At 73.9% G+C, this 19563-nt stretch carries 17 protein-coding genes; 12 read left to right on the forward strand and 5 right to left on the reverse strand.

Features of this window, described 5'->3' with window-relative positions; all coding sequences use genetic code 11:
* Positions 1-6: 6 nt before the first annotated feature.
* Together AAG589_RS19130 and AAG589_RS19135 are read right to left on the reverse strand one after the other, a co-directional pair.
* Positions 7-1353: a threonine/serine ThrE exporter family protein gene (locus tag AAG589_RS19130; RefSeq protein WP_430568881.1), complete on the reverse strand. Its 1347-nt coding sequence runs from the start codon at positions 1351-1353 to the stop codon at positions 7-9.
* A 92-nt stretch (positions 1354-1445) separates the two neighbouring features.
* Positions 1446-2564 (reverse strand): M15 family metallopeptidase, encoded by a 1119-nt coding sequence (locus AAG589_RS19135; protein WP_430568882.1) that lies wholly within the window; start codon positions 2562-2564, stop codon positions 1446-1448.
* A gap of 229 nt (positions 2565-2793) precedes the next feature.
* Here AAG589_RS19135 and AAG589_RS19140 point away from each other — a divergent pair, with 229 nt between their 5' ends.
* Together AAG589_RS19140 and AAG589_RS19145 are read left to right on the forward strand one after the other, a co-directional pair.
* Positions 2794-3111, forward strand: a complete 318-nt coding sequence (locus tag AAG589_RS19140) for a DUF4235 domain-containing protein (RefSeq protein WP_430568883.1) — start codon at positions 2794-2796, stop codon at positions 3109-3111.
* A 21-nt stretch (positions 3112-3132) separates the two neighbouring features.
* Positions 3133-4053 carry a hypothetical protein gene (locus AAG589_RS19145; protein WP_430568884.1) on the forward strand — a complete coding sequence of 307 codons (921 nt, stop codon included), beginning with the start codon at positions 3133-3135 and terminating at the stop codon, positions 4051-4053.
* Between the two features lie 3 nt (positions 4054-4056).
* On the opposite strand, the gene AAG589_RS19150 is transcribed toward AAG589_RS19145, so the two are convergent.
* Positions 4057-4350, reverse strand: a complete 294-nt coding sequence (locus AAG589_RS19150; RefSeq protein ID WP_430568885.1) for a DUF4287 domain-containing protein — start codon at positions 4348-4350, stop codon at positions 4057-4059.
* A gap of 179 nt (positions 4351-4529) precedes the next feature.
* On the opposite strand from AAG589_RS19150, the gene AAG589_RS19155 reads away from it, so the two are divergent.
* The 5 genes from AAG589_RS19155 (at position 4530) to AAG589_RS19175 (ending at position 10325) form a co-directional block, all read left to right on the forward strand.
* A complete protein-coding gene (locus tag AAG589_RS19155; protein WP_430568886.1) occupies positions 4530-5693 on the forward strand; it encodes an ROK family transcriptional regulator in 1164 nt (387 codons plus the stop codon).
* Positions 5694-5737: 44 nt separating this feature from the next.
* Positions 5738-6985, forward strand: coding sequence for a Gfo/Idh/MocA family protein (locus tag AAG589_RS19160; RefSeq protein WP_430568887.1), 1248 nt, complete (start codon positions 5738-5740; stop codon positions 6983-6985).
* Between the two features lie 89 nt (positions 6986-7074).
* Complete coding sequence (locus tag AAG589_RS19165; protein WP_430568888.1) at positions 7075-7980, forward strand: carbohydrate ABC transporter permease; 906 nt, start codon at positions 7075-7077, stop codon at positions 7978-7980.
* A 12-nt stretch (positions 7981-7992) separates the two neighbouring features.
* Positions 7993-8955: a carbohydrate ABC transporter permease gene (locus AAG589_RS19170; protein WP_430568889.1), complete on the forward strand. Its 963-nt coding sequence runs from the start codon at positions 7993-7995 to the stop codon at positions 8953-8955.
* Positions 8956-8966: 11 nt separating this feature from the next.
* The gene (locus tag AAG589_RS19175; protein ID WP_430568890.1) at positions 8967-10325 is read left to right on the forward strand and encodes an ABC transporter substrate-binding protein; all 1359 of its coding nucleotides are present in this window, start codon (positions 8967-8969) and stop codon (positions 10323-10325) included.
* Here AAG589_RS19175 and AAG589_RS19180 read toward each other — a convergent pair.
* Together AAG589_RS19180 and AAG589_RS19185 are read right to left on the reverse strand one after the other, a co-directional pair.
* Positions 10306-11430: a LacI family DNA-binding transcriptional regulator gene (locus AAG589_RS19180; RefSeq protein WP_430568891.1), complete on the reverse strand. Its 1125-nt coding sequence runs from the start codon at positions 11428-11430 to the stop codon at positions 10306-10308. The genes AAG589_RS19175 and AAG589_RS19180 overlap by 20 nt on opposite strands.
* Positions 11431-11479: 49 nt before the next feature.
* Positions 11480-13459, reverse strand: coding sequence for a heparinase II/III domain-containing protein (locus tag AAG589_RS19185; protein ID WP_430568892.1), 1980 nt, complete (start codon positions 13457-13459; stop codon positions 11480-11482).
* Positions 13460-13624: 165 nt separating this feature from the next.
* Here AAG589_RS19185 and AAG589_RS19190 point away from each other — a divergent pair, with 165 nt between their 5' ends.
* From AAG589_RS19190 to AAG589_RS19210, 5 genes are all read left to right on the forward strand, one after another.
* Positions 13625-15538 carry a DUF2264 domain-containing protein gene (locus AAG589_RS19190; RefSeq protein ID WP_430568893.1) on the forward strand — a complete coding sequence of 638 codons (1914 nt, stop codon included), beginning with the start codon at positions 13625-13627 and terminating at the stop codon, positions 15536-15538.
* Between the two features lie 67 nt (positions 15539-15605).
* Positions 15606-16898: an ABC transporter substrate-binding protein gene (locus tag AAG589_RS19195; protein WP_430568894.1), complete on the forward strand. Its 1293-nt coding sequence runs from the start codon at positions 15606-15608 to the stop codon at positions 16896-16898.
* 38 nt (positions 16899-16936) lie between these two features.
* Positions 16937-17902, forward strand: a complete 966-nt coding sequence (locus AAG589_RS19200) for a carbohydrate ABC transporter permease (RefSeq protein WP_430568895.1) — start codon at positions 16937-16939, stop codon at positions 17900-17902.
* Positions 17902-18810 carry a carbohydrate ABC transporter permease gene (locus AAG589_RS19205; RefSeq protein ID WP_430568896.1) on the forward strand — a complete coding sequence of 303 codons (909 nt, stop codon included), beginning with the start codon at positions 17902-17904 and terminating at the stop codon, positions 18808-18810. The genes AAG589_RS19200 and AAG589_RS19205 overlap by 1 nt, the downstream gene beginning before the upstream one ends.
* Positions 18807-19538 carry a ferredoxin-NADPH reductase gene (locus AAG589_RS19210; RefSeq protein ID WP_430568897.1) on the forward strand — a complete coding sequence of 244 codons (732 nt, stop codon included), beginning with the start codon at positions 18807-18809 and terminating at the stop codon, positions 19536-19538. The genes AAG589_RS19205 and AAG589_RS19210 overlap by 4 nt, the downstream gene beginning before the upstream one ends.
* Positions 19539-19563 lie beyond the last annotated feature (25 nt).

A 19563-nucleotide genomic window follows, 5' to 3' on the forward strand; every position in this document is an offset into this window, starting at 1 on the left:
CGACCGTCAGGTGGGGCGCAGGCGCCACCGCGCCGGGGCGATCGTGTAGATCTGCCGGTACAGCGCCGTCCCGACGAGGACGCCGAGCGCGATGGCGACGATCGACCCGGCGATGGTGGGCAGGCTGGCCGCGGCGACGGGCGCGCCCCCGGCGGTCTGGGTGAGCCCGATCAGCCCGGTCGCCCCGGGCACCAGCAGCCAGAACGCCGGCAGGAAGCAGACCACGGCGGGCGGCGCGCCCCGGACGGTCTGCACCAGGTAGGCGCACAGCGTCAGCGCGGCCGCGCCGAGGAAGCCGCTGTAGACGCCGTTGGTCAGCGTCGCGCCCACGAGCTGCCCGCCGTAGGCCACGAGCAGGACGACGGTGAGGAAGAACAGGGACCGGGGCGGCCCGCAGTGGTAGAGGAAGATTCCCGCCGAGAAGAGCAGGACGCCGACCCACGGCTGGATCGCACCGAGCGAGCTCGGGGAGGAGGCGAGGGCGGCCGAGCTCGGCACGTCGGTGATCGCCAGCGCCGCGAGGATCCCGAAGGCGAGGAACAGCAGCTGCGCCATGCCGGAGACGAGGCGGCTGGACCCGGCCACCATGTCGCCGGCGGCGAGCTCCTGGACCCCGGTCGTGAGGGCGGCGCCGGGCAGCAGCGTGACCAGCGGGGGCACCAGCACCTGCAGGGGCTCGCTCACGACCTCGGTGTCCGCCAGCCCGAACACGAGCAGCGCGAGCACGAACGCCGTGACCACAGGCAGCAGGGTCGCGGCGTACGTGCCGGGCCGCACGGTGAGCTTGACCGCCCCCACCGCCAGGCCCAGCACGAAGGCGTAGAGGAGGCTGAGCGGGTTGCCGCCGAGCAGCACGAGCCCGAGCCCGGCCGCGGCCAGCCCGTGCCCGGCCGTGCGCACCCACCCCGGGAAGCGCGGGTGCGCGTCCCGGATCTCCTGCATCCGGACGACGCCCTCGTCCGCGTCGATGCGGCCCGCGACGGCGTCGTCCACGACGGCGTAGACCTGCGCGGCCCGGTCGAACCGCACCTCGCCGCCCGCCGACTCCGCGACGTCGAACCGGGTCTCGGTGTCGCCCGGCATCCGGATGAGGATCAGCGTGGGGAAGACGAACAGCGCGGTCCGCGGCGACCCGAGCGCGACGGCCACCCGCTTGAGCGTGTGCTGGATGTCCGTGGCCGCCGTCCCGACCGTGAGCAGCGCGCCGCCGAGCAGCACCAGGAACTCCTGCAGCCGCTCGGACGCGGCGTCCACCACGGGCTGCGCCTCGAGGGAGCGGCGGCGCAGCGAGAACCTCGGGAGCCGCACGCGCACCAGGCGGCGCCGCGCGCTCGCGCTGTCGCTCTCGGTCACCGTCCGCCACCCTCCGCCGCACGCCGTGCGTCGCACGCCAGGCTAGGACCGCACCGGGCGGGCGACCACCGCGGGTCGGTCGGGAGGACCGGTCAGTAGCCGCCCATCTGCGTGACGCCCGCGGTGTACTCCCAGTGCCACGGCTCGTACTTGGAGCCGCCGGGGCGGGCCCAGTTGGGGTTGTCCCAGCCGTAGGCGGGGGCGTTCGCGGCGAGCCAGTCCCACCGGGAGCCGGAGTACGTCTCGGGGCAGATGTCGATCGCGAGGCCCCAGCCGTGGTTCGAGGTGCCGGGCCGGGCCGCGAGGTATCCCTTGGCGGCCTTCGTCGCGACCTGCTGGGCGTAGCTGCGGAAGCCGTCCGTGATGCACATGGACTCGCCCCACGCGGCCTTGTAGGCCTCGTTCAGCTCGGCGAGCGCGACGGCCGCGTCGGCGCGCACCTGGGTGCGTCCGTCCCACAGCGTGCACAGCTCGCTGGAGGGGATCTGCCCGTTGGAGCCGCTCCCGGCGGCGACGCCGTCGCAGCCCGGCAGCACGGGCGGCGGCCCCTCGATCTCGCCCCGGTCGAGCTTCTCGACCGACATCTTCGCCTTGTCGGACACCTGGACCGTCACGCCGGCCGCGGCCTGCTTCAGGGTCGAGGCCTGCGCGACGCCGGCGCGCGCGCCGCTGCGGGAGGCCGCGCCGTCGCGGTCGTCGACGGCGGCGGCCGCTGCGGCCGTGATCGCCTCGAGCGAGCCCGTCGTCGTGGGCTGGTCGTCCGGCTCCGGGGCGGAGGCCTGCGGTGCGATCGCGGTGAGCGTCGTCGTGGTGGCGACGGCGACGGTCAGCCCCACGCCGAGGCCCGCCAGCCGGCCGGGCACGCGGCCCTTGCGTGCCGGCTTGCGCGCCGGACGTCGCTCGGCGCGGTTCTCGGTGCGCCCCTCCACGCTGGTGGTCGTGGCGTGGCCCGCCGCAGGGCGGACCGGGTCGAACACGTGCGTGTGCACGACGGCGGGGGCGACCGTGGCCGGGGGAGCGGCGAAGGTCGCCGGAGCGACGGGGGCCGGGGGAGCGGCGGGCGCCTGCGCGCGGGCCGGACCGGCGTCGCGGACGGGCTCCGGGACGTGCCGGCGGGCGTCGACCGGGCGGCTGCGCCCGCCGCGGCCGGGGTCGCGCCGGCTCGGGTAGGTGCGGGTGGCGGGGGCCGGCGCGGGCTGGGTCTGCGTCATCGCGCGGCCCGCGTGGAGACGACGGACGGAGCGAGCACGCCGCGGCGCGCGGTGCTCCTGTGAACGTGGGGTGCCATGCGACCTCTCTTGCTGCCTGAACCACCGGCCCGGAGGAACGTACCGCACCGGTGGGTGGAATGTCACGAAACGATCACGAGCTGGTATGGCCGAGGGCTGTCCGGCCCGTGCCGTCCGTGCGGGAACGCCGCGCCCGGCCTAGCGTCGGGACATGAGCGAGGACAACGACGTGGTCCGGACCGAGAGGTCGGGCGGCAAGGCCGCCAAGATCCTGTACCGGCCGGTGGGGATCGTCAGCTCGATCGTCGGCGGAATCGTGGCGGGGCAGGTCTTCAAGCAGGTCTACAAGCGGGTGGCGCCCGGGCACCCGGACGACGCGCCCGGCCCGCTGCAGTCCGAGTACCGGTTGCGGGAGATCCTGCTCGCGTCGCTGCTGCAGGGCGCGATCTTCGCCGTCGTGAAGGCGGCGATCGACCGCGGCGGCGCCCGGGCGTTCGAGCGCTGGACGGGGGAGTGGCCGGGCGACTGACCACGGCCGACGACGCACCAGATGGCCACCGACGACCGGACGCGCCCCGCCGACCGGGTGTGGCGCCGGCTGCCGGACGCGGCGAGGCCGCTGCTCGAGGGCGGCCTGCCGGGCGCCGACCTGCGCTCGCTGCTGCTCGACGTCGCGGCCGCCCGCGCAGCCGCCACCCGGCCCGCCGACGTCCTCGCGCAGTGGCGCCATGACCGGATGGTGCGGCCGTCCGCCCTCGACCCGCGCCGCCTGTGGCCGCTGGAGGCCCGCCTGTGGGCGGAGCTGCCGGCCGAGTTCGACGCCGTCGAGCCGGCGCCGGTCGCGCCGCTCGCGACGGCCGCGGCGCTGGGCGGCGTGAGCCAGCACCGCGTCGTCACGACGACCCGGCTCACCGAGGTGGTGAGCGACTCCAGCAACGTGCTCGCCGTCGAGGCCGCGGACCGCCGGTCGGCGCGGCCCCGCGACGAGGCGGTCCACGTCGCCGCGATCCAGCGCCAGCTGCGCGCGCAGGTCTTCGGCCCCGGCGCGGCGGCGCACTTCCGCCTGCTCGTGCTGGTCTCGAGCGCCCGCGCGTCGGCGTCAGCGCGCACCGAGGCCGGCCTGCTGGTCACGCACGTGCGCGCATGGCAGCGGCTGCTCGGCGCGACGGTCCCGCACCGCCGGCCGCGGATCGTCCTGACCGTCTGGGACGACGGCGCGGTGGCGGAGCGCGTGGCCGACACGGTGCTGCCGGCCGTCCGCGACGACGTCGTCCCCGTGGTCGAGGACGCCGCCCGCGAGCGCGGCCGCGCCTACTACGCCGGCGTCGCCCTGCGGGTCGCGACCGACGACGAGCCCGAGCTCGGCGACGGCGGCCTCACGACGTGGACCGCGCGGCTCCTCGGCGACGGCAAGGAGCGCTGCCTGGTGTCGTGCGTCGCGACGGAGCGGCTCGTGGCGCTCGCCGGCTGACCGTCACCAGTCCGCGGGACGGGAGTCCTTGCCGTCGAGCCACAGGCGGTCGCTCGCGTCGCGGTGCGAGCCGGTCGTGCCGACGTGCTTGGAGCTGATCCGGTCGCCCTTGACGATCACGTGCGCCACCGCCTGGGCGTGCCCGTGCCCGATCCCGTACGTCTCCTTGAGCCACGCGACGACGGGCGTGGTCCGGCTCTCCGGTCCGAACCCCTGCTCCGCCGCGGCCTCCACGAGCTGGCGCGGGGTGAGGCCGGTCTTCGTCTCGACGGTGTCGAGGTAGGCCTGGAAGGACATCAGCGGTTCTCCTTGGTCCCGGCGGGCGGTCGGGCCTCGGCGGAGGCGCCGTCCCGCACATGCCGGGCCCATCGTGGCGGAGGTGCGGACGCAGGTCGCGCGCGCCGCGCCGCGGCTCGCGCCGACACGCTGGCACTCATTCATTGACAGGGTGAAGGAATGGGCGCGAGAGTGTCCGGGTGCAGCGCCGCGCAGATGTTCCCCGCCTCGGTTCGCTCGGGCCGTCCGCCCGGGCGGTGGTGCGTGCCCTGCTGCTGGCCGGGCCCCTGTCGCGGGCCGAGCTCGCGCGGCGCCTGGAGCGGTCGCCGGCGAGCATCACCAAGATCACGCAGCCGCTGCTGGCCACGGGCCTGATCACCGAGGACGCGGCGCCCCTCGGCGAGAGCCGCGGCCGCCCCGGCGCACCCCTGGTGCTCGACGCCGCGCGGCACAGGTTCATCGGCGTCAAGGTCACCTCGGACGAGGTCTACGCGGTCCGGACGGATGCCGCCGGGCTCGTGGAGGCGACCGGGCACCGTGCCCTCGCCGACGTCGAGCAGGACACCGTGGTGGCCCAGATTCTTGACCTGGTGAACGAACTCGGGCGGTCGGTCGACATCCAGGCGATCGGCGTCGGGGTGGCGGGGCAGATGTCCCGGTTCGACGACACCGTGCGCGGCAACGTGTACCTCGGCTGGGACGACGTGCCGCTGGGGCCGATCCTCGAGGAGGCCACCGGAATCCCCACCGTCCTGAGCGGGGACGCGCGGGCCCTGACCGCCGGGGTGCAGTGGGCCGGGGCGGGGCGCGGCACCAGCGACTTCGCCGTCGTGACCGTCGGCGTCGGGGTGGGCCTGGGGATCGTGCTCGGTGACACGGTGCTCGCAGGGCCGACCGGCCGCGCGGGCATGCTCGGGCACCACCGCGTCTCCGACTCCGGACCGTCGTGCCCTCGCGGCCACCGGGGCTGCGCCTCCGCGTTCCTCACCACCGCGGCCATCACCCACGGCATCGGCGTGCCGCTCGGGCGGTCGGACGTCGACCTGCCCACGGCGCTCGCGCTCGCGGACGCCGGCGACGCCGTCGCGCTGCGCGTCTTCGCCGACGCCGGCCACGCCCTGGGCGTGCTCGTCGCCCAGCTCGTCAACATCCTCGGGCTGCCGGCCGTGATCCTCGCCGGCGACGGCCTGGACATGCTCGCCCACGCGCGCCCCGCCATGGAGGCGGCGATCTCCGAGCACCTCGACCCGCACGCGACCCCGCCCTCGGTGACGCCCTTCTCGTCCGGGTTCGACGAGTGGGCCCGCGGCGCCGCCGTCGTCGCCTGCCAGTGGATGCTCGTCGACCCGCCCGGCCGACCCTGACCCCAGCACGCACGCAGACCTGTCCCACCACCCAGGAGGAACCGTTGTCCGCACTGCCTCTCGACCCCACGGCCCCGCTCGCCGCGGACGCCGGCTCGATCAGCATCGGCATCGTCGGTGCCGGCCAGTTCTCGCGGAGCTTCGCGACGCTCTGGGACCTGCACCCGAACGTCGACCGCCTCACGATCACCGACCTGGTGCCAGAGCGGGCGAAGTCGCTCGCGGACCGCTACGAGCGCGCGAGCGTCGTCGACAGCTTCGAGGAGATGCTCGACTCCGACGTCGACGCGGTCGCGATCTTCACGCAGCGCTGGACGCACGCGCCGCTCGTGCTGGCCGCGCTGGAGGCCGGCAAGCACGTGTACTCGGCCGTGCCGATGGCCACCGAGATCACCGACATCGAGGCGATCATCGCCGCCGTCGAGCGCACCGGGCTCACCTACATGATGGGCGAGACCAGCTACTACAACCCCGCGACGGTGTTCATCCGGGAGAAGGTCCGCGAGGGCGCGCTCGGCCAGGTGTTCTACGCCGAGGGCGACTACGTGCACGACATGGACCTCGGGTTCTACGCCGCCTACCAGTACAGCGGCGGCGAGAACTGGAAGGCCACCGCGAGCTACCCGCCCATGCTCTACCCGACGCACGCCATCGGCGGGGTGCTCGGCGCGCTGCCCACCCACGCCGTCAGCGTGAGCTGCATCGGCGTCGAGGACCGGCGCGGCGACGGCGTCTTCGACCGGGAGATCAGCCAGTTCGGCAACAGCTTCTCCAACGCGACGGCGCTGTTCGAGCTGGCCGACGGCGGGGCGATGCGCACCAACGAGATGCGCCGGGTGGGCTACCCGTCGCACATCCGCGAGTCCCGGTTCCGCTTCTTCGGCACGGAGGCGAGCTTCGAGCAGCTCGCGCACCAGAGCGTGTGGAACGACAAGGAGGCGTCGACCGACGTCTCGGCGGACTTCGTCCCGGTCCGCGGCGCGGCCGACGACGCCGACCTCGCCGACGTCGACCCGGCGCTGCGGGAGGCGTTCACCTCCGGGTCCACGCCCGTGCACGACCGGACGCGCCTGCCCGCCGCCTACGCCGAGGCCCCGAACGGCCACGAGGGCTCGCACCACTTCCTCGCGGACGACTTCGTGCGTGCCGTGGTCACCGGCGAGCACGCGCCGGTGGACGCCTGGCTCGCCGCCCGGTTCACCGCACCCGGGATCGTGGCGCACGCCTCCGCGCTGGCCGGCGGCGAGCGTCTGGCCGTGCCGGACTTCGGCAGCCGCCCCGAGCGCGACTGAGCACCACCGGCCCGGCGTCGTCGACGACGCCGGGCCGCACCCCACGGCACCGGCCGAGCACTGCTTGCAACGACGCAAGGAGGAATCTGATGGCTTCACCGTCCGTCCGAGCCCCGGGACGGGTGGGCCGCCGGGACGACACCCGGCTCGCCCTGCTCTTCATCCTGCCGGCCAGCATCGGCCTGGTCGCGTTCTACTTCTGGCCGCTGGTCCGCGGCATCTGGCTGAGCTTCACGTCCTGGGACCTGCTCAGCCCGGCCGAGTTCGTCGGCCTGGAGAACTACCGCGCCATGGCGGCCGACCCCGTGTTCTGGAACGCCGTGCGGGTCACGCTGCTGTACGTGGTGATCAACATCGGCCTGCAGACGGTCGTGGCGCTGGTCATCGCGGTGCTGATGCAGCGGCTCAGCCGGTCCACGCTGCTGCGGTCGCTGGTCCTCGCGCCGTACCTCGTCTCGAACGTGGTCGCGGCCCTCGTGTTCCTGTGGATCCTCGACTACCAGCTGGGCATCGGGAACCAGGTGCTCGAGTGGGTGGGCCTCGACCGGATCGGGTTCTTCACCTCCGAGGCCTGGGCCATCCCCACCATCGCGGTGGTCAACGTGTGGCGGCACATGGGCTACACGGCGCTGCTGATCTTCGCGGGCCTGCAGGCCATCCCGCCCACGACGTACGAGGCGGCCCGGGTGGACGGCGCGTCGGAGGTGCGGACGTTCTTCGGGATCACGTTGCCGCTGCTGCGCCCGATCCTCGGCCTGGTGCTGATCATCTCGGTGATCGGCTCGTTCCAGGTGTTCGACACCGTGGCGGTCACCACCAACGGCGGCCCCGTGGACGCCAGCCGGGTGCTGCAGCTCTACATCTACGACAAGGCGTTCGGGCAGTTCGACTTCGGCTACGCGTCCGCGCTGAGCGTGGCCATGCTGCTGATCCTGGTGGTCGTCACCTTCTTCCAGTACCGCATGACGCGGGCCGGCCAGACGGACCTGAACTAGGAGGCGGCGACCATGACCGAGACCACGACGGCACCCGCCGCACCCACGACCGTCCCCGCGCCCGACACGCCGCGCGCGGCGCCCCCGCGCCGTCGTCGGCGTCGGGTCAGCCCCGGCCGGGTGCTGGCCTGGGCGGTGATGATCCTGCTGCTGCTCGTCACGCTGTTCCCCTTCTACTGGATGCTCCGGACGGCGCTGTCCAGCAACGGCGCCCTGTACGCGAACTCGACCTCCCTGCTGCCGGTCGACTTCAGCTGGGGCGGGTTCGAGCGCGTGTTCGGCCTGCAGAGCACGGAGGAGGCGATCGCCCAGGGCGGGTCGGGGGCCTCCATCGACTTCTGGCTCTACCTGCGCAACTCGGTGGTGGTGGCCACGGTCGTCACCGCCTGCCAGGTGTTCTTCTCCGCGATGGCCGCGTACGCGTTCTCCCGGTTGCGCTGGCGGGGGCGCAACGTCGTCTTCGGCGTCTTCCTGCTGTCGCTGATGGTGCCGGTGATCTTCACCCTGCTGCCGAACTTCCTCCTGGTGCGCGAGCTGGGGCTCGTCGACACGCTGCTCGGCATCATGCTGCCGGGGCTGTTCATGACGCCGTTCGCGATCTTCTTCCTGCGGCAGTTCTTCATGAACGTCTCCACCGAGGTGGAGGAGGCCGCGCTGATCGACGGCGCCAGCAAGGTCCGGGTGTTCTTCGCGATCATCATCCCGATGTCGGTGGGGCCGATCGCGACGATCTCGATCCTCACCTACATCGGGTCGTGGAACGACTACTTCTGGCCGCTGATGGTCTCGTACACCGACGACTCCCGGGTGCTCACCGTGGCCCTGGGGAACTTCAACGCGCAGACGCCGCAGACGGGACCGGACTGGGCCGGGCTGATGGCCGCGACCCTCGTGGCCGCGCTGCCGATGATCCTGCTCTTCCTCGTGTTCGCGCGGCGGATCGTCAACTCCATCGGCTTCAGCGGGATCAAGTGAGGAGGCCCACCGTGCACCACGCACGTCGTATCACCGCATCCCTGGCCGCGGCGCTCGCCGCGGGCACCCTCGCCCTGGCCGGCTGTGCCGGGCCGGGCACCGCCGCGGCCTCGGAGGACTCCGTCGTCCTGGACTACTGGCTGTGGGACGCCAACCAGCTGCCCGCCTACCAGCGCTGCGCGGACGAGTTCGAGCGGCGGAACCCGGACCTGCAGGTGCGGATCAGCCAGTACGGCTGGAACGACTACTGGCGCAAGCTCACGGCGGGGTTCGTGGCCGGCGCCGGGCCGGACGTCTTCACCGACCACCTCACCCAGTACCCCGGCTTCGCGCAGCGCGGGCTGCTGCGCGACCTGAACACCCTCGAGGCGACGGCCGACGTCGACTACGGCGAGTTCCAGGAGGGCCTGCCGGACCTGTGGGTGGGTCAGGACGGCAGCCAGTACGGGATGCCCAAGGACTTCGACACCGTCGCGCTGTTCTACGACACGAACGCGGTCACCGAGGCCGGGCTGAGCCCCGAGGACCTCCAGGACCTCGACTGGAACCCGGAGGACGGCGGCAGCTTCGAGAAGGTGATCGCCCACCTCACCGTGGACGAGAACGGGGTCCGCGGCGACGAGGAGGGCTTCGACCCCGACCGCGTCGCCGTGTACGGCCTGGCCTCGAACGGGTCGGGTGGCATGTCCGGCCAGACGACGTGGTCGTGGCTGGCCGGCGCCACCGGTTGGACGTTCACCGACAAGGACGTGTGGGGCACCGAGTACCACTTCGACGACCCGCGCGTGCAGGCGTCGCTGAAGTGGCTGTTCGGCCTGGTGGAGAAGGGGTACATGGCGCCGTACGAGGAGGTCGGCACGGAGCCCAACCCGCAGCAGGCCCTCGGCTCGGGCCGCGCGGCGATCTCGGCGAACGGCTCCTGGATGCTGGGCACCTACGCCAACCTGGAGGGCGTGGACCTGGGTATCGCGCCCCCGCCCAGCGGGCCCGTCGGGCACCCGGTGTCGATGTACAACGGGTTGGCCGACTCGATCAGCGCCCAGTCCCCGGACCCCGAGGAGGCGGCCCGGTGGGTGGCGTTCCTCGGGTCGGACGACTGCCAGCGGATCGTGGGGGAGGCGGGCGTGGTCTTCCCCGCCCGGCCGGCCGGGACGGAGGCGGCGGTCGAGGCGTTCGAGGAGCGGGGGCTGGACGCCTCCGTGTTCACGGACCTCGTGGAGAAGAAGCAGACGTTCTTCTTCCCCGTGACCGAGGAGTTCGGCGCGATCGACGCCCTCATGACGCCGATGATGGACGAGATCTACATCGGCGACCGCGACGTCTCCACGCTCACGGAGGTGAACGAGCAGGTCAACGGCCTCCTGAGGTGACCGGGCGGACCGGCCCCGTCGACTCCCGCACCACGAGGCGCGGGCTGATCGCCGTGCGGTGCACGGGCCGCCCGGGGTCCGCGAGCCGCTTGACCAGCAGGTCGACGGCGGCCCGCCCGACGGCCGCGCGGGGCGGCTGCACCGCGGTGAGCGCCGGGCTGAACAGTCCGGCGACCTCGTCGTCGTAGGACAGCACCGAGAGGTCGCCGGGCACGGAGAGCCCGCGGTCCATCGCCTCCTGGACGACCGCGGACGCCTCGGGGTCGGAGTGCACCAGCAGCGCCGTCGTCCCCGAGGCGACGGCGGTGTCAACGACCTCCGTCACGACCCCCGGGAACTCGGGCGTGCGCCGGTCGGGCGCGAGCCGCTCGAAGTGCTCCTGGCTCGACAGCCCGAGCTCGGCGCACGCCGCGCTCCAGCCCGCGGCGATCTTGCGCGAGGTCGGCGACTCGCGGGAGAGCACGAGGCCCACCCTGCGGTGCCCGAGGTCGGCGAGGTGGTGCACGGCCATGAGCGCGCCGAGGGCGTGGTCGGAGACGACGGACTCGAGCGCCTCGCGGTGCTGCGGGAGGGTGGCCTCGCGCTCGACGAGCACGTGGGGGAGCCCGCACGCCCGCAGCCATTGGGCGATCTCCCCGCCGCGGGCGCCGTCGGTGCGCGGGGCGAGGATCAGCCCGCTGACGCCGTCCGCCCCCGCGAGCCGCTCCAGGGCGGGCCGCTCGTCCGTCGCCGCGTACGAGGAGCCGCGCAGGACGACCCGCAGCCCGCGCTCCCGCGCCTCGGCCTCCATCCCGCGCACCACGCCGGGCCAGTAGTAGTCGAGCGAGGGCACGAGCACGCCGATGGCCTGCGAGGTCGGCGGAGGAACCGGCACGCCGCCGTCGCGGGCGGCGGAGGCCTCGGCGGGCACGGCGCCACCGTGCACCCGCACGAGCCGCCCCTCCTGCTCGAGCTGCGTGATGTCGCGTCGCACGGTCACGGGCGTCACGCCGAGGGCGCGCGACACGTCGGCCACGCGCACCACCCCGTCGCGGTCGAGGGCGGCGAGCAGATGGGCCCGACGCTCCGCCGGGAGCGGGGCGCGCAGCTCGGGATCGGTGGTCACGAATCCTCCTCGGTCCGCCGGGCGGCGACCCGGCGCCCGGCCATTCTCGTCACTGGTCGCCGCCCGTGCGCGCGAGGACGACCTCGAGGTCGCCGCGCCCCCTGACGTCCAGGTCCAGGCGGGTGAGGCGGTCGCCCCACACGGAGGTCAGCACGGGGTCGTCCAGGGGGCGCGCCACGAGCGTGGCCGCGACCTCCGGCGGCCAGGTGAGCCGCACGGCGGGGGCGCCGTCGAGCGGCTGCACGACGGCGCGCCCCGGCGCCAGGTCCACCTCACCGGCGAGGAGGAACCGGACGGTGGTCGCCGCCGCCCCCGGGTCCTCGTCCAGGTCCCAGACGTCGGAGACCACGACGCGCGCGGCCGGCCCGCGGTCCAGGCGCGTCGTGCGGACCCAGGAGCGCAGCCCCGGCACGGGGTACGCGGCGGCGAGGTCCATCGTCACGCCCGACGTCACGCCCGACGGCGCACCGTCGTCTCTGGCGAGCGCCGGCCGGACGTCGCGCGCCCGCGCGGCGGCGCCGACGGCCTGCGGGGTCCCGGCCACCTCGGGGACCGAGTGCCACGACGACTGCATGGTCCAGATCGCGTACCGGTCGGGGCCGAACGTCTGCGCGGTGTACGTGGGCCGCCCCGCGTCGACCACGACGGGCACGCCGTCCGACGCGACGACGACGGAGCCGACGTCGTTGTGGTTGTGCGCCTCGGCGTTGTGCCCGCCCTTGACGGCGAGGGTGAGCCCGGTCGCGGTTCCCGCCCGCTCGCGCGCGACGAGCACCTCGGTGGAGCCGAACCACGACTCGGCGGGCAGCGGCGGGGTCGCGTCGGGCGCCTCGTGCCAGTCGCGGTCCGTGAGCGCCAGCAGCAGCCGCCCGAGCCCCTGCTGCTCGACGGCGTCCGCCCCGGGCGCGCGGTGCGCGGCCGCGTGCGCCGCCGCGGCGTCGTCGCCGGTCCGGACCGCCGCACGGTGCAGGGCGCGCCACGGGGGCGTCAGGCGCGGGCGCGCCTGGCCGTCGGCCAGGTTGAGGTACCAGGCGCCGCCGAGGTGCATGCGGTGGGGGAACGCGACCGTCGCCCGCAGGGGCACCGGGACCCGCGCGGGGTCGAGGGCGTCGACCGTGCCGCCCGTGGCGTGGGCCAGGAAGTCGAGCGCCTCGAGCGCGCGGCAGGCGCCGTTCCACCAGTACGCGTACCCCTCGTCGATCGCGCCGTCCTCGGGCAGGCACGCGACGTAGCGGTCGAGGCCCTGCAGCACGAGCTCGACGACGCGGGCGCGCTCCGCGGCCTCGCCCTCGCCGTCGAGCAGGCGCAGCGCCGCGACCAGGACGTTGCCGTGGATCCACGGGTTCCAGTTGTGCACCTGCCCGTCCAGGCCCAGCCAGTGCCAGTCGCGGCGGCGCAGGAACGGCTCGACGACACGGGCGCGCGCCTCGCGCCGCACCCGCGCGCGCAGCCCCGGGTAGCGGTCGTCCAGCGGGCCGGCGATCAGGTGGTCGGCCCACGCGAGCAGCCCGACCGTCTCGCCCGCGCCCAGGTCGAGGTACGGGTCCGCGACGGTGGGGAGCACCGCGCCGTGCCGGGCCCGGGTGTCGTCGTGGGCGGGCCAGCACCAGGAGCTCTGCTCGCACAGCTGCCAGAGGCCGTCCGCCGCCTCGTCGACCCAGCGGTCGTCGAGGGTGGCCGCCGCGGCCACGACGGCGCGGGACAGCCGCTGCTCGCGCCGGAAGACGAGCTGCTCGTGGGTGTCGCGGTCACCATCGCGGTGCAGCCGGGCCGCGGTGCTCGCGAGCGGTAGGGGCCAGGGTGTGCCGAGGTCGTCCGCGGCCCGTGCGACGACGGCGGCCGTGGTGGCGGCGTCGAGCGCGCCGCGGGCGGGGTCCCACCGGTCCCGGTCGACGGCCGGGGGGACCGGGAGCGCGGCGTCCGGCGGCAGCAGCGCCTCGGCCAGCGCAGCGGCGCGTGCGGGGCCTGGCGGCGGGAGCGGCAGGGCCGCGGCGAGCGGCCCGGCGAAGCGGTCCTCGGAGGTGGTCATGGCTCCTCGATCGACCAGAAAGCGAACTCAAACGATCAGAAGAGTACAGCAACTCTCTTGACAGGGCGAGAACCTGAACGCTTGACTCTGTTTCTGTTCGATCTGTGCTGATCGAATCTGATCGCCGCCGACGGCGGTCACCGCTTCGACGAGGAAGGACGCGCGATGGATCTCGCAGGCGCGACCCGTCCCCACCCCGACGCAGCCCTCCTCTCCGGCTGGGACCGGCCACGCTGGGCCGCGCTGGCCGACGGGATGCTCGCCTCGGTGCGCCCCTTCGCCTCGCCGTCCGGCGCGCTGGTCACGCTCCCCGGCCCCGAGGGCGGGTACGGCCGCGCCGTGGACGGCCTGGAGGGCTACGCGCGCACCTTCCTGCTCGCCGGGTTCCGGCTGGCGGGGGAGCGGGGCGCCGACCCGCACGGCCACGCCGAGCGGTACGCGGCGGGGCTCGCGGCCGGGACCGACCCTCACCACCCCGAGCGCTGGGTGCGGCTGTCGGAGCACGGTCAGGCCAAGGTCGAGGCGGCGTCCGTCGCCCTGGTGCTGGACCTGACGCGCCCCTGGATCTGGGACCGGCTCGAGCCGGCGGTCCAGGAGCGCGTCGTGGAGTACCTGGCGGAGGCCGTCGGCGACGACACGTACCCGCGGATCAACTGGGTGTGGTTCCGGCTGGTCGTGCAGACCTTCCTCCGCTCGGTCGGTGGCCCGCACTCCCTCGACGAGATGGCCGCGGACCTGGCGACCCACGACTCCTTCGAGCGCGCCGACGGCTGGATGTCCGACGGCGCGGAGCGGGCCTTCGACCACTACGCCGGCTGGGCGCTGCACCTCTACCCCACGCTGTGGGCGCGGATGGCGGGCGCCGCCGACCTCGCGGAGCCTCGGCGCGCGCGCGACGTCGCGCTGCTGGACCGATACCTGCAGGACGCGGTGGCGCTGGTGGGCGGCGACGGCTCGCCGCTGGTGCAGGGCCGCTCCCTCACGTACCGGTTCGCCGCGGCCGCGCCGTTCTGGGTGGGCGCGATGGCCGAGGTGCCGTCGCTGTCGCCCGGCCTGCTGCGCCGCGCGGCGTCGGGCGTCGTGGGCCACTTCGTCGATCGTGGGGCGCCCGACGACGGCGGCCTGCTCACCCTCGGCTGGCACCATGCCTGGCCGCGGCTCGCGCAGTCGTACTCGGGCCCGGGGTCGCCGTACTGGGCGAGCAAGGGGTTGCTCGGGCTGGCGCTCCCCGCGGACCACCCGGCGTGGACCGCGCCGGAGGAGCCGCTGCCGATCGAGCGCGGCGACGTGCTGCGCACGGTCGCCGCGCCCGGGTGGGTGGTCAGCGGCACGCGCGCCGACGGCGTCGTCCGGGTGGTCAACCACGGCACCGACCACGCCCGCGAGGGCGACCGCACCGCCGACTCGCCCCTGTACGCGCGCCTCGGCTACTCCACGACGACGTGCCCCTGGCTCGACGACGACAGCTGGCTCTCGCCCGTCGACCAGTCCGTGAGCCTCCTCGACGCGACCGGCAGGGCCACGCACCGCACCGGGATGACCACGCTCGAGGTCGGCGTCGTCCCCGAGCCGGAGGCCGACGGCGGCGGGGCCGCGGTGGCGGCGTCGCGCGTCGCGGCGCACTGGGTCGCGCCCGGCGCGGACCAGCGGGGCCACGGCTCCGGCGCGACCGGTGAGGCCCGCGACGCGGGGGTGCTCACCGTCGTCTCCGTCGTCCGCGGTCCGTGGGAGCTGCGCGCCGTCCGCGTCGACGCGCTCGCGGACGGCGTCGACACCGCGGGCGTCCGGCTGCGCGTGTCCGGCTGGCCGACCGTCGAGGGCGACGGCCTGACGTCCCTCGTCGAGCCGCTGCTCGGCGCCGGGACGCCCGGGACGACGGCGCGCGACGACGTCAGCCCGCTCGGCGACCACGCGCGGGTGCCCTGGGTCGACCTCCCCGCGGCGCCCGGGGCCTGGACCGCCTGCCTGGTCACGCTCCGCGGCGACGACGGCCCCGGCTCCGCCACCGTGACCGTCCACGCCGGCACCGCCGCCGTCGACTGGCCGGACGGCGAGCGCACCACCGTCCGCCTGCCCTGACCGCCGCCCACCCGACGGCGCCTCACCCCGACACCGCCCTGCACCGCCCCACCGGAGGAGAACAACGATGAAGCGCACCGCCCCGGTCGCGATCGGCGCCGCCGCCGCGATCGCCCTGACCCTGTCCGCCTGCGGCGGCGGGGGCGAGCCCGAGGCCGACGCCACCGGCCCGGTCACGCTCACCCTCGCGGGGTGGAGCCTGTCCACCACGCCCGAGTTCCAGGTGCTCGCGGACGCGTTCCACGAGGAGAACCCGGACGTCACCGTCGAGCTCAAGGAGTACGACGCCACGGACTACGACACCCAGATGACCGCCGACCTGGCGGCCGGCTCCGCGCCCGACCTGTACGTGCTGAAGAACCTCAAGAACTTCTTCACCTACCAGTCCGGCCAGCAGCTCCTCGACGTGTCCGACGTCGCGTCCGGGCTCGACCCCGCGACCGGCGGCCTGGACACCTACGAGGTCGACGGCGCCACGTACGCGGTGCCCTACCGGCAGGACGCCTGGCTCCTCTACTACAACAAGGACCTGTTCGAGAAGGCCGGGGTCGACGAGCCCGACGGCTCCTGGACCTGGGACGACTACGACCAGGCGGCGAAGGACCTCAAGGCCGGGCTGGACGGCGGGACCTACGGCACCTACCAGCACGTGTGGCAGTCGGTGGTGCAGGGCTTCGCGCTCGCGCAGACCGAGGGCGCCGACATGACGAGCGGCGACTTCGGCTACCTGCAGCCGTTCTACGACCGTGCCCTGGACCTCCAGGACGCCGAGGCGCAGGTGGGCTTCGGCACCGCGACCACCAACGAGCTGCAGTACCAGGCGGAGTTCGGCACGCAGAAGGCCGCGATGATGCCGATGGGCTCGTGGTACGTCGCCACCCTGCTCGCGCAGCAGGAGTCCGGCGACGCCGACGAGTTCGAGTGGGGCCTGGCGCCCGCGCCGCAGGCCGACGCGTCGACCGCCGGCACCGACGCGACCCCGGTGACGTTCGGCGACCCGACGGGGATCGGCATCAACCCGGCCATCGACGACGCGAAGGTGTCCGCGGCCAAGGAGTTCCTCGCGTTCGCGGCGGGGGAGGGCGGGGCGGAGAAGCTCGCCGAGATCGGCATCACGCCCGCTCTGCTCAGCGACGCGGCCGTCGACGCGTTCTTCTCGATCGACGGGGTCCCCGGCGACGACCTGTCCAGGTTCGCGTTCTCCACGCACGACGTGCGCCCCGAGAACCCGGTCGACCCGGGTGCCGCGACCCTGTCGAACATCCTCAACGACGCGCACACGGCGATCATGTCGGGCTCGTCGTCCGTCGCGGACGGCATCGCGGAGGCGGAGAAGCGCGCCGCCTCCGAGGTGGGCTGACCAGCACCCCGAACGACCCGATCGACCCTGGAGATCTCATGGCGACCACCGCCGTCGACCACCGCCCGGGCGGCCCGCCGGGGCCGTCCGTGCCGCGCCCCGGCGCCGTGCGCCCCCGCCGCCGGCCCGGCAGCCGGCTGAGGCTGCGCAACACGCTGGTGGGCTGGAGCTTCATCCTGCCGAACTTCGTCGGCTTCGCGCTGCTCACGCTCGTCCCGGTGCTGACCCTGTTCTACATCTCGTTCACGAGCTGGAACGTGTTCGGCGTGGCCGAGTGGATCGGCCTCGACAACTTCACGCGGATGCTCGGCGACCCGAGCTACCACAAGGCGCTGCTCAACACCCTGTACTACTCGGGCCTGCACATCCCGCTGACGCTGGTGGCGTCGCTGTCGCTGGCGCTGCTGCTCAACCGGAAGCTGCGCGGCGTCGCGTTCTTCCGCACCGTGGCGTTCTTCCCCTACATCACGTCGATCGTCGCGATCGCGGTGGTGTGGAACATGCTCTTCAGCCCGGAGTACGGGCCGGTCAACCAGTTCCTGCGGTTCCTCGGGGTGGAGAACCCGCCCGGCTGGACGACGTCGGGCGACTGGTCGATGCCCGCCGTGATCCTCGTGGGCGTCTGGCGCGAGATGGGCTACTTCATGCTGCTGCTCCTCGCGGGCCTGCAGACCGTGCCCGCGGAGCTGTACGAGGCGGCGCGCATGGACGGCGCGAACGCGTGGCGCCGGTTCTGGAACGTCACGCTGCCGTGCCTGCGCCCGACGATGTTCTTCGTCACCGTGATGCTGACGATCAACAGCCTCAAGGTCTTCGACCTGATCCTCGTGATGACCGACGGCGGCCCCGGGCAGTCGACGCTCGTGCTGAGCCAGTACATCTACCAGAAGGGCTTCGAGGAGAACCAGTTCGGCTACGCCTCGGCGGTCGCCGTGACCCTCTTCCTCATCTGCATCGCCGTGACGATCGTCCAGTTCCTCTGGAACCGAAGGAGGGACGCCTGATGGCCGCCGTCTCCGCCCCCGCCGCGCCCGCCGCCACCGGGGCCCCGCCGTCGTCCGCGCCCCGGCCCGCGCAGCGCAGGGCTCGCCGCCGTCGCGGCGCGGTGCGGCTCCTCGGGTACGTCGTCCTGGTCGCGGCGGCCGCCGCGATCATGCTGCCCTTCGCGTGGATGGTCATCTCCTCCCTGAAGGAGAACAACGACGTCTTCACGGTGCCGCTCGAGTGGATCCCGGACCCGGTGCGGTGGAGCAACTACGTCGACATCTGGGCGAAGTCCGACATGGTCACGTGGGTCAAGAACACGCTGGTCCTGTCGGTCACGGTCACCGCGCTGCAGGTGACCACGGGCAGCTTCGCCGCGTACGGGTTCGCCAAGATGCGTTTCCCCGGCCGCAACGTGCTGTTCCTCGTGTACGTGGGCACCATCGCCGTGCCCTGGCAGTCGTACATGATCCCGCAGTTCGTGATGCTGTCCGACGTCGGCCTGTCGAACACGCTGTGGGCGATCGTGGCGCTGCAGACGTTCAGCGCGTTCGGCGTCTTCCTCATGAAGCAGTACTACGAGTCGATCCCCGAGTCGCTCAGCGAGGCCGCGCGGATCGACGGCATGTCCGAGTACGGCATCTGGTGGCGCATCATGCTGCCGCTGTCGAAGCCCGCGATCGCGAGCCTGGTGCTGCTGACCTTCGTCAACACGTGGAACGACTACCTGGGCCCGCTGATCTACCTGCGGGACCCGCAGCTGTGGACCATCCAGCTCGGCCTCAAGACGTTCATCAGCCAGTACAACGCCGAGTACGCGCTCATCATGGCCGGCTCCGTGCTGTCGGTGCTGCCGGTCGCGCTGATCTTCCTGTTCGGGCAGCGCTACTTCGTGCAGGGCATCGCCACGTCGGGGGTGAAGGGATGACGTCCATCCCCGCGCCCGGCCGGCCGGCCCGCCGCCCACGGATCGTGCACCAGGAGATGTACGAGACGGTGTTCGGCGCCGTCTACGCGGGGCTCGCGGCCAACCTGCTGCTGGCGCTGGCCGCGCTGCCCGTGCTGGCCCTGCTCCTGGGCACCGACGTGCGCGCGTCGTGGCCCGCGCTGGTGCTGGTGGCCCCTCTGCTCGGGCCCGCGCTGGTCGCGACCTTCGGCGCCTTCGCCGCCTTCTCGGACGACGGCTCGACGGCGGTCGTGCGCGCCTTCGCACGCGCCTACCGGCGGCACTTCCGACGCGCTGTCGCCGTCGGCGGGCTGGGCACGACGACGCTCCTCGTCCTCGCCGTCGACGGCGCGGCCGCCTGGGGAAGTCCGATCGGCGCCGCCGCGATCCCCGTCCTCGCCGTGCTGGGTGTGCTCGCGCTGGCGACGACCGTGATCGCGCTCGCCGCCGTGCCCGAGCTGCCCGGCGCGCGGCTGCGTGACGTGCTGCGCGCGAGCCTGTACGTCGCGGTGCGGCGCTGGTACCTCTCGGGGCCGGCACTCCTCGTGCTCGCCCTCCTGGCCGGCGTGGTCACCGCGCGACCCGCCGTCGGTCTGGGGCTGGCCGCCGCTCCCCTGCTCTTCGCGGTGTGGGGTGCGGCCCGGTACGCGCTGCGGACCACCGTGCCCTCTCCAGCAGACGCGACACGGCGGGCGCGGCCGAAATGTTGACGTCAACATTCGGCCGTGCCAGCCT

Origin of the sequence: Isoptericola sp. F-RaC21, from assembly GCF_038593535.1 — a bacterium.
Taxonomy (GTDB): Bacteria; Actinomycetota; Actinomycetes; order Actinomycetales; family Cellulomonadaceae; genus Isoptericola.